We start from the raw sequence: 9,326 nt of genomic DNA, 5'->3' as shown, positions 1-9,326 counted from the left end.
GGCCCCCGGGGTTGCTCTGGGGGTTTTGGGCCGGGCTTTTATCCCCCGGGGGTCCCCCCCCCCCCCCCCCCGCCCCCCCCCGCGCCCCGGGCCCCCCCGGGGGGCGCGCCCCCCCCCGGCCCCCCCGCGGCCACGAGCATCAGTTTGAGGCTGATGCGCATCGATTACTGCGCGGTGTAGACGATTTCGACGCGACGGTTCTGCGACCAGCAGGACTCGTTCGAATCGGTGCAGACCGGACGCTCTTCGCCGTAGGACACGACGGTCAGCTGCGAAGCCGAGCCACCGTTGGCCTGCAGAGCCGAGTTCACGCCGTTGCCACGACGCTCGCCCAGGGCCTGGTTGTAAGCGCGGCTGCCGCGTTCGTCGGTGTTGCCCTGCAGGGTGATGCGCGAGGACGGACGGTCACGCAGGTACTTGGCGTGGCAAGCCATGATGGCCTGGAATTCCGGCTTGACCGAATCCTGGTCCAGGTCGAAGTAGACAACGCGCTGACGCAGGCAGGCGTCGGTATCCAGGTCGCCCGGGCCGTACAGGCCGGAGGTCGACGGAGCGGTCGGCTGGGTGGTCGAACCGGTATCAACCGGCGGCTGTGCCGGCTGTTCCTTGACCTTCTTCGAGCAACCAGCGAGCGCGGCTACCGACAGCAGCGAAACGAGCAAAACACGAGTTGACTTGTTCATGGCTATACCTAGTGGCTCCTGGCCAATGTTGGGGATTAATGCGTGGAGAGATTAACATTTTATCAACGCGCAGTGCGGTACGGACCCCATGCTGGTTCGCGTACATCGCCATCGGCCAATACCAAGCGCTGACGCACCCGGCCGTCGGCGGATACTTCATACAGCACACCACGCCCACCTTCACGAGCGGCGTACAGCACCATGCTCGCATTGGGCGCAAAACTCGGCGATTCGTCCAGCGAACCCGGCGACAGCGTGCTCCAGCGCGCCGCCCCCAGGCTGCTGTCCATCACCGCGATCTTGTAGCTGCTGCCCGCGCCCTGGGCGACGGCAATCTTCTTGCCATCGAAGGAGACGCTGGCCTTGGCATTGTAGTTGCCCTGGAAGGTCACGCGGCTGGCGCTACCACCCGAGGCCGGCACCTGGTAGATCTGCGGGCGACCGCCGCGATCGGAGGTGAAGTAGACCGAGCTGCCATCGGCGGCCCAGGTCGGCTCGGTATCGATGCCGAAATGGTTGGTGAGCTGGGTCAGCTGCTTGCTGCCCAGGTCCATCACGTAGATTTCCGGGTTGCCACTGCGCGACAGGGCCAGCGCCAGGCGACGGCCGTCCGGCGAGAACGACGGCGCGCTGTTGATGCCACGGAAGCTGGTCAGCAGCTCACGACCGCCGGTAGCGATGTCCTGCACATAGATCGAGGAATTGCCGCGCTCGAAGCTGACATAAGCCAGCTTGCGGCCGTCCGGGCTCCAGCTCGGCGACAGCAGCGGCTCGGCCGAGCGCACGATGGTCTGCGGGCTGTAACCGTCGGAATCGGCCACCATCAACGCGTAGCGCATGTTGGCGCCGCTGCCGCTGGCGGTGATGTAGGCGATGCGGGTCCAGAACGCACCACGCACACCGGTGATCTTCTCGTAGATCGCATCGGCCATCTGGTGGGCGACATCACGCATGGCGCTGGACCGTGCGGTCATCGCCAGGCCGAGCAGGCGCTCGCCCTTGGCCACGTCGAACAGTTCGTATTCCACGCGATAGGCACCGGCACCGGCGTCCTGCACCCGGCCAACGACCAGGAAATCCTGCTTCAGCGCGCGCCAGGTCGGGTACTGCACCTCGCTGCCGCGGCTGGGACGTTCGACAATCTGCGCTTCGGGCAGGTTGCGGAACTGGCCGGAGCGGTCCAGGTCGGCGCGCACCACGGCGGCCACATCGGTCTGCGGCGCACCGGCCGAGCCCTGGTAGGCCATCGGCACAACCGCGATCGGCGTGGCCGAGGCGTTGCCACCGGTGATTTCGATTTCCAATGCCCCCTGCTGTGCCGCAGCCATGAAAGGCAACAGCAGAACGGTGAGGGCGACCAGCCAGCGTGACAGATTCTTCATGAGGCGCTCAGCAGTACGAGTGAATATGAAAGAGGGATAGCAGCAGGCAGATGAACATTTTCGCAATCGTGAACGAAAGTCATGTGAAATCTGCCTGCGTTTGCCCCAAATAATAAATTTCCAGTGAAACCAACAGCCTGCCCGGCGGAGCTACCGCTCAATTCTGGGCGGTGAACGTAAACATCAGTTCGCGCCGGAATACCGTTTCGTAGCCACGGAAAGGCAGCGGCTGCGCCCTGAGCACGGCCCGCTCGATCGAATCCCGTGCGGCCGCGTCCATGGCGCAACCCGATTGCACCTCGGCACTCATCACCTCGCCGCCCGGCAGCTGCTTGATCAAGATCCGGCAGCGCGTGCCATTGGCGACATTGTCTGGCCGGTTCCACTGCGCAACCACAGCCTGCTGGATGGCAGCAGCATACTTGGCGGTCAGGTCATTGCTGGTGCCGCCCTGCCCCGGCGACGGCGTGCTCGGCCCAGTGTTGCCACTGCTGGTCGACGTCGCCTGCGCACGGGCGCGGGCATCGGCCACCTGGCGCAGGCGCTGCTCGGCCAGCTTGGCCTCACGCTCGGCCTGCTCACGCTTGCGGCGGATCTCGGCGATCTTCTGCTGGCGCTCCTGCTCGGCCTGGGCCTCACTGGCCTGGCGTTGCTGGTCGGCGATCTTCTTGCGGTCGGCCTCTTCCTGCTGCTTGGCCAGGCGCAGCTTCTGCTCGGCCTCCTCCACGCGCTTGCGCTCGGTCAGGTCGATCTGCTCCTGGCGGCGCTTGGCTTCCTGCTCCTGCCTGGCCTTTTCCTGGGAAATGGCCAGGGCACTGACGCGCTCCTGGTCCACCGTATCCGGCTGGGCGATGCGCTCCTGGGCGTTGTGCTGTTGCGGGGTCGGCGCGTCCTGCGGCTTGGGCTCGGGGATGGGCTGCGGCGGCGGCACGGTGTCTTCCGGCACCGGCTCGGGCTGGGCTTCTTCCACCGGCTCAGGCAGGTCCGGCAGCTTCTCCGAGGCCTGCAGGGCCTGCCGTGCCGCCGAGGCTTCGGCGGCGGACAGCTGCATGTTGGCTTCCAGCGCAGGGTCGCCAGCGGCCGCCTCGGTGTTGCGCGAAGGCGACCACAGCCAGGCAAAGATGAAGATCGCCGCCACCAACAGGTGCACCAGCAGGGCCAATACGACTGGCAGGCCCCACTCGTTGCGGTTGTCGTGCGGCGGTGGCAGTGCGTCAGCGTGCATCGGTCGCCAGACCCACCTTTTCAATCTTCGCAGCCTTGATCACGTCCATGGCATCCATGACCTTTTCATAGGCCACGCTCTTGTCGGCGGCCACGATCACGCGAAGTTCCTTGTCCTGCGAGGCCAAGGCGCCCAATTGCGCCTGCAGCGCAGCGGCGTCCATCGCCTGCGGATCCTTGGCTTCGGGCAGCTTCAGGCTCATCTGGCCATCGGCGCGCACCGAGACCACGATCGGGTCCTGCTTGCTTTCCAGCGCCTTGGCGGTGGAACTGGGCAGGTCGACCTCGAAACTGAGGGTCAGCAGCGGCGCGGTCACCATGAAGATGATCAGCAGCACGAGCATCACGTCGATATACGGCACGACGTTTATCTCGGACTTGAGCTTGCGGCGCTTGCGGCGGGGAATGGCGGCGGTCATGGTTGGGCTCCTGCGGTCAGAGGAAGGCGCTGGCGCACTTACTCGTCGCTGCCGCTCTGCTGGCGCTGCAGGATGGAGCTGAACTCCTCGGCGAAGGTTTCATAGCGCACCGACAACCGCTCGACGCGGGTGGTGAAGCGGTTGTAGGCCCACACCGCCGGGATCGCAACGAACAGGCCGATCGCGGTGGCGAACAGGGCTTCGGAAATACCCGGCGCAACCGAGGCGATACCGGCCTGCTCACCGCTGCTGATCATGTCGTGCATCGTCACCATGATGCCGAACACGGTGCCGACCAGACCCACGTACGGGGCGGTGGAACCGATATTGGCCAGCAATTCCAGGTTGCGCTCCAACCCGTCCACTTCGCGGGCGTAGGTGGTGCGCATGGCGCGCTGCGCGCCTTCCAGCTGGGTGCGGCCGTCGAAGGCGCGGCGGCCCTGCAGGCGGGTGTATTCGCGGAATCCGGACTCGAAGATGGCTTCCAGGCCATCCACCTGGCGGTTGCGATCGGTCGCCGAGGCGTACAGCTTGCCCAGGTCGGCGCCGGACCAGAAGCGGTTCTCGAACTCGCTGGCCTCGTTGTCGGCGGCCTTGAACACGCGTGCCTTGCGGAAAATGATCACCCAACTGATGAACGAGCCGGCCAGCAGCAGCAGCACGATCAGCTTGACCGGGATACTGGCCTTGAGCATCAGGTCCAGGTAATTGATGCCGCCGCCATGGCTGGCCTGCGCCACGGTCTGCGCGGCAGCGGCGCTGACGTCGGCCGGCAGGACCTCGGTCACGGTGGCCTGCAGGGCCAGAAGCAAAGCGATCATCCGATCTTCCTCAGTGTTGCTTAAGCGGGTTGTGTTTGAAGGGGTTTCAGTACTGCGTAAAGCGTGTCATCGAGCGCCTGCGGACGGAAGTCGCGGGCACCGACGGCGGCAAGGCGGACCTGCGCCGTCGCCAGCACCTGGTCATCGCGCATCACCACCTGCGCCATCAGCAGGCTGGCCCGCCGGCATTGCAGCAGTTCCACCGTGGTGGTCAGCGCATCGTCCAGCTTGGCCGGCTTCAGGAAATCCAGGTTCATGGCGCGGACCACGAATACCTGGCCGTCACCGCAACGCATGGTTTCCTGACCATAGCCGAGGGCGCGCATCCATTCGGTCCTTGCCCTCTCCATGAAGGCCACGTAGCGGGCGTGGTACACCACGCCGCCAGCGTCGGTATCTTCCCAGTAAATGCGTGTCGGCCAACTGAACCGAGACTCATTCGTCATCGCGTTGCTCCGCGAACAGGTCCACAGGCGCCGGTGCCGCCTTGGGTTTGAGGCCCAGATGGCGGTAGGCCTTGCTGGTGGCCATGCGCCCGCGGGCGGTACGCACCAGGAAGCCCTGCTGGATCAGGAACGGCTCGACCACGTCTTCCAGGGTGCCGCGCTCCTCGGAAAGCGCCGCAGCCATCGATTCGACCCCGACCGGGCCGCCATCGAAGTACTCCACCAGGGTCCGCAGCATGCGTCGGTCCAGCTCGTCGAAGCCTTCCGGATCGACCTTGAGCATCTGCATCGCCGCCTGCGCCACCGTCTGGTCGATATGCCCGCCGGCCTTGACCTGGGCATAGTCACGCACGCGCCGCAGCAGGCGGTTGGCGATACGCGGGGTGCCACGCGAACGGCGGGCGATCTCGCCAGCACCTTCGGCGCTGCAATCAATGCCTAGGATGCCTGCCGAACGCCGCACGATGCGGGTCAGCTCCTCGGCCGAATAGAACTCCAGGCGCTGCACGATGCCGAAGCGGTCGCGCAGCGGCGCGGTCAGCAGGCCGGCGCGGGTGGTGGCGCCGATCAGCGTGAACGGCGGCAGATCGAGCTTGATCGAGCGCGCGGCCGGGCCGTCGCCGATCATGATGTCGATCTGGAAATCCTCCATCGCCGGGTACAGCACTTCCTCGACCACGGGCGAAAGACGGTGGATTTCGTCGATGAACAACACATCGTGCGGCTGCAGGTTGGTCAGCAGCGCCGCCAGGTCGCCGGCCTTCTCGATCACCGGCCCGGAGGTGACGCGCAGCGCCACGCCCAGCTCGTTGGCGATGACATGGCTCAGCGTGGTCTTGCCTAGCCCGGGCGGGCCGAAGATCAGCACATGGTCCAACGCCTCGCGACGGGCCTTGGCGGCCTGGATGTAGATATCCATCTGCTCGCGCACCGGGGCCTGGCCGAGGTAGTCGGTCAGGCTCCGCGGGCGGATGCTGGCGTCGGCGGCGTCATCCTCACGGGTGGCGCCGGCGCCGATGATGCGGTCGTCAGTCATCCGACTATGTTACGTCCAGCCATACGGAAATAGGAGTTTGTTTGGGAGGAGGAGGGACGAGAAGTGAGTGAAGAGGAGTGAGAAGCAAGAGAAAGCGGGCTGCAATGGTCTGCCCATGCTTTCCCAGGCGTTGTCGCCAACCTGCGCGCCAACCCAGCGGCAACAGAAAGGGCGTGCTCCAGCCCTTCCTCGCTGCTCACTCCTCTTCACTCACTCCTGCCCTTCAGATTTCCACCTGTGCGCCCAATTCCACCAACCGATTGCCCGGTATGCGGAAGAAGCCGGTGGCAGGCGCCGCGTTGCGATGCATGAAGGCGAACAGCTTGTCGCGCCAGATCGGCATGCCACGGTTGGCGCTGGCCACGATGGTCTCGCGGCTAGCGAAGAAGGTGGTATCCATCGGGTCGAAATAGATGCCGCCATGGTCGCAGGAGCGCATCAGCGCCAGCGGGATATCCGGGGTTTCCATGAAGCCGTAGCGCACGTGGACACGGTAGAACTCATCGCCGACCGAATCGATGCGCAGGCGCTGTCCCTCGGCCGCGTATGGCATGGGCAGCGTCTCCACGTGCAGGAATACATTGCGCTCGTGCAGCACCTTGTTGTGCTTGAGGTTGTGCATCAACGCATGTGGCACCACGCTCGGATCGGCGGTCAGGAACACCGCCGTGCCCGGCACCCGCACCGGCGGCGCCAGCATCAGACCCGGCAAGAACGTGTCCAGACGGATACCGTCCTTGCGGATCTCATCACGCAGCAGCTCACGACCACGGCGCCAGGTGCGCATCATCGTGAACAGCACCAGGCCAAGCACCAACGGGAACCAGGCGCCCTGCAGCAGCTTGGCGCCGTTGGCGATCACGAAGCCCAGGTCGATCACCAGGAACACCACGCACAGGGCAATGATGGCGTGGCGCGCACGCGGCCACAGCACACGCGCCACCAGCGCCAGCAGCAAGGTGTCGATCAGCATCGTGCCCGACACCGAGATGCCGTAGGCCACCGCCAGGTTGCTCGAGCTGCGGAAGGCCAGCACCAGCCCGAACACCATCACCGCCAGGCCCCAGTTGATGCCGGGGATATAGATCTGGCCAATCGTGTCGTGCGAGGTATGCAGGATGCGCATGCGCGGGATGTAACCCAGCTGCATGGCCTGGCGCGAGACCGAGAACGCACCGGTGATCACCGACTGGCTGGCGATCACCGCCGCCGCCGTCGCCAGCAGGATCATCGGGATCAACGCCCACTGTGGCACCGCCTCGAAGAACGGATTGGCCACCGCGTCCGGACGCTGCAACACCAGCGCGCCCTGCCCGAGGTAGTTGAGCACCAGGCACGGCAGCACGAAGAAATACCAGGCATGACGGATCGGCGGCGCACCGAAGTGGCCCATGTCCGCGTAAAGCGCCTCGCCGCCGGTCACCGCCAACACCACCGCACCGAGGATGAAGACGCCGTGCCAGCCATGTTCCATGAAGAAGCGTGCCGCCCACAGCGGGTTGAAGGCCTTGAGCACTTCCGGCGCGGCAATCACGTTCCAGATGCCGATGGCGGCCAGCGACAGGAACCAGATGGTCATCACCGGCCCGAACACCTTGCCCACCTTCTCGGTACCAAAGCGCTGCGCGGCGAACACCGCCGCCAGCACCACCAGGGTGATAGGCACCACGAAATGACTGAGGCCCGGCGCGGCGACCTCCAGGCCCTCTACCGCACCGAGCACGGAAATAGCCGGGGTAATCACGCCATCGCCGAAGAACAGCGAGGCACCGAAAATACCGAGGATGCCCACCACATACGCCGAGCGCGACCCGTTGCGCAGGGTGCGCTGGGCCAGCGCCATCAAGGTCATGATGCCGCCTTCGCCATCGTTGTCGGCGCGCATGATGATGGTCACGTACTTGAGCGTGACCACCATGTTCAAGGCCCAGAACGCCAGCGACAGCACGCCCAGCACGGTGTCGTGGTCACTGTTGAGCCCGTAATGCGGCGAGAACGCTTCCTTCAGGGTGTACAACGGGCTGGTGCCGATATCGCCGAACACCACGCCGATGGCGCCGACGACCAGCGCCAGGCCACCGGCAGCGCCGCCGTGGCCATGGCCTTGAGTAGAAGATTCAGACGTGGAAGAAGCGTGGGACATGGCGATCTCAGGTTGGCGTCATGTTGCCGAGGAAGTTAGCGCAGCGCTGCCTGCAGCGCCTTGCGGATGACCGTGGCGACATCATCGCCCTCGGCACCGGCATCGCGCGCCATCTTGGCGGCCTCTGCCGGTTTATAGCCCAGTTGCTGCAACGCCACCGTCGCCTCGGACACCGCATCGGCGCCCAGCTGGCCGGCAATGGGGGCGCCGCCGCCGGTAAAGTTGGCTGCGCGGTCACGCAGTTCGACCACCATACGCTCGGCGGTCTTCTTGCCTATACCCGGAATGCGGGTCAGCGCGGTGACATCGCCGGTCTGGATCAGCCGCGCGAACTCGTCGACGCTGGCCCCGGACAGCACTGCCAGCGCGATCTTGGCACCGATACCCGACACCTTCTGCACGTCGCGGAACAGCCTGCGCTCGCCCTCGCGCAGGAAACCGTACAGCGAGACGCTGTCCTCCTTCTGTGCGTAATGGGTGAACAGGATCACCTCGCGACCGACATCGGGCAGGTCATAGAAGGTGCTCATCGGCGCCTCCAGCTCATAACCGACGCCATTGACGTCGATCACCAGCCACGGCGGGGCCTTGTAGGCGAGGATGCCGCGCAGGCGACCGATCATGCGAAATACCTCATTTACGACTCCAAGCCTGGCGCACATCCACTCCCAGCCGGTTGGCCGTGGCGCGGACATGCGCATGGGTGATGGCCACCGCCAGTGCATCGGCGGCGTCTGCCTGTAATTTGCCCTGCAGGTTCAGCATCAAACCCACCATATGCTGCACCTGCTGCTTTTCCGCGCCGCCGCGGCCAACCACGGCCAGCTTGATCTCGGTGGCGGCGTATTCGCTGACCGGCAGGTCGCGCATCACCACCGCACACACCGCGGCGCCGCGCGCCTGGCCCAGCTTCAATGCCGAGTCGGCGTTCTTGGCCATGAACACCTTCTCGATCGCCACTTCCTGCGGCTGGAACTCCTCGATCAAGGCATGCAGCCCGTGCGCCAGCAAGCGCAAGCGCTGCGGGAAATCCGCCGCACCCAGCAGCACCAGCGGTGCGTGATGGACATGGCGGGCGCGGCCGCTGGCGTCGATGTCGATGATGCCGACACCGGTGCGCTGCGAACCCGGGTCAATGCCAAGGATGCGGGTCATGCTGCCTCTATCAGTAA

The 9,326-nt window shown here is 65.4% G+C and carries 10 protein-coding genes; all 10 read right to left on the bottom strand.

Annotation, left to right across the window (positions count from 1 at the left end):
• Window positions 1-164 precede the first annotated feature (164 nt).
• Window positions 165-683 (bottom strand): peptidoglycan-associated lipoprotein Pal, encoded by a 519-nt coding sequence (gene pal, locus ACVOLQ_RS08560; RefSeq protein WP_057628800.1) that lies wholly within the window; start codon window positions 681-683, stop codon window positions 165-167.
• A 62-nt stretch (window positions 684-745) separates the two neighbouring features.
• Complete coding sequence (gene tolB / locus ACVOLQ_RS08555) at window positions 746-2,065, bottom strand: Tol-Pal system beta propeller repeat protein TolB (protein ID WP_313174353.1); 1,320 nt, start codon at window positions 2,063-2,065, stop codon at window positions 746-748.
• A gap of 157 nt (window positions 2,066-2,222) precedes the next feature.
• Window positions 2,223-3,290 (bottom strand): cell envelope integrity protein TolA, encoded by a 1,068-nt coding sequence (gene tolA, locus ACVOLQ_RS08550; protein WP_481527717.1) that lies wholly within the window; start codon window positions 3,288-3,290, stop codon window positions 2,223-2,225.
• A complete protein-coding gene (gene tolR / locus ACVOLQ_RS08545; protein ID WP_057628798.1) occupies window positions 3,280-3,708 on the bottom strand; it encodes a protein TolR in 429 nt (142 codons plus the stop codon). The genes tolA and tolR overlap by 11 nt, the downstream gene beginning before the upstream one ends.
• Before the next feature lie 38 nt (window positions 3,709-3,746).
• Window positions 3,747-4,529, bottom strand: a complete 783-nt coding sequence (gene tolQ, locus ACVOLQ_RS08540) for a protein TolQ (protein WP_481527716.1) — start codon at window positions 4,527-4,529, stop codon at window positions 3,747-3,749.
• A 20-nt stretch (window positions 4,530-4,549) separates the two neighbouring features.
• Complete coding sequence (ybgC, locus tag ACVOLQ_RS08535) at window positions 4,550-4,975, bottom strand: tol-pal system-associated acyl-CoA thioesterase (protein ID WP_481527715.1); 426 nt, start codon at window positions 4,973-4,975, stop codon at window positions 4,550-4,552.
• Complete coding sequence (ruvB, locus tag ACVOLQ_RS08530; protein ID WP_313174360.1) at window positions 4,965-6,011, bottom strand: Holliday junction branch migration DNA helicase RuvB; 1,047 nt, start codon at window positions 6,009-6,011, stop codon at window positions 4,965-4,967. The genes ybgC and ruvB overlap by 11 nt, the downstream gene beginning before the upstream one ends.
• 223 nt (window positions 6,012-6,234) lie before the next feature.
• On the bottom strand, window positions 6,235-8,154 hold the full coding sequence (locus ACVOLQ_RS08525) for a potassium transporter Kup (RefSeq protein ID WP_481527714.1): 1,920 nt from the start codon (window positions 8,152-8,154) through the stop codon (window positions 6,235-6,237).
• 35 nt (window positions 8,155-8,189) lie between these two features.
• Window positions 8,190-8,777, bottom strand: coding sequence for a Holliday junction branch migration protein RuvA (ruvA, locus tag ACVOLQ_RS08520; RefSeq protein ID WP_303747170.1), 588 nt, complete (start codon window positions 8,775-8,777; stop codon window positions 8,190-8,192).
• Window positions 8,778-8,787: 10 nt separating this feature from the next.
• On the bottom strand, window positions 8,788-9,309 hold the full coding sequence (ruvC, locus tag ACVOLQ_RS08515; RefSeq protein WP_481527713.1) for a crossover junction endodeoxyribonuclease RuvC: 522 nt from the start codon (window positions 9,307-9,309) through the stop codon (window positions 8,788-8,790).
• Window positions 9,310-9,326 lie beyond the last annotated feature (17 nt).

The sequence above is a fragment of the Stenotrophomonas sp. STEN031 genome, from assembly GCF_056759975.1.
This window is presented reverse-complemented; position numbering and strand designations above follow the sequence as displayed.

Coding starts and splice junctions, on each gene's coding strand:
- pal (WP_057628800.1), bottom strand. CDS start 683: ATGAACAAGTCAACTCGTGTTTTGCTCGTTTCGCTGCTGTCGGTAGCC.
- tolB (WP_313174353.1), bottom strand. CDS start 2,065: ATGAAGAATCTGTCACGCTGGCTGGTCGCCCTCACCGTTCTGCTGTTG.
- tolA (WP_481527717.1), bottom strand. CDS start 3,290: ATGCACGCTGACGCACTGCCACCGCCGCACGACAACCGCAACGAGTGG.
- tolR (WP_057628798.1), bottom strand. CDS start 3,708: ATGACCGCCGCCATTCCCCGCCGCAAGCGCCGCAAGCTCAAGTCCGAG.
- tolQ (WP_481527716.1), bottom strand. CDS start 4,529: ATGATCGCTTTGCTTCTGGCCCTGCAGGCCACCGTGACCGAGGTCCTG.
- ybgC (WP_481527715.1), bottom strand. CDS start 4,975: ATGACGAATGAGTCTCGGTTCAGTTGGCCGACACGCATTTACTGGGAA.
- ruvB (WP_313174360.1), bottom strand. CDS start 6,011: ATGACTGACGACCGCATCATCGGCGCCGGCGCCACCCGTGAGGATGAC.
- ACVOLQ_RS08525 (WP_481527714.1), bottom strand. CDS start 8,154: ATGTCCCACGCTTCTTCCACGTCTGAATCTTCTACTCAAGGCCATGGC.
- ruvA (WP_303747170.1), bottom strand. CDS start 8,777: ATGATCGGTCGCCTGCGCGGCATCCTCGCCTACAAGGCCCCGCCGTGG.
- ruvC (WP_481527713.1), bottom strand. CDS start 9,309: ATGACCCGCATCCTTGGCATTGACCCGGGTTCGCAGCGCACCGGTGTC.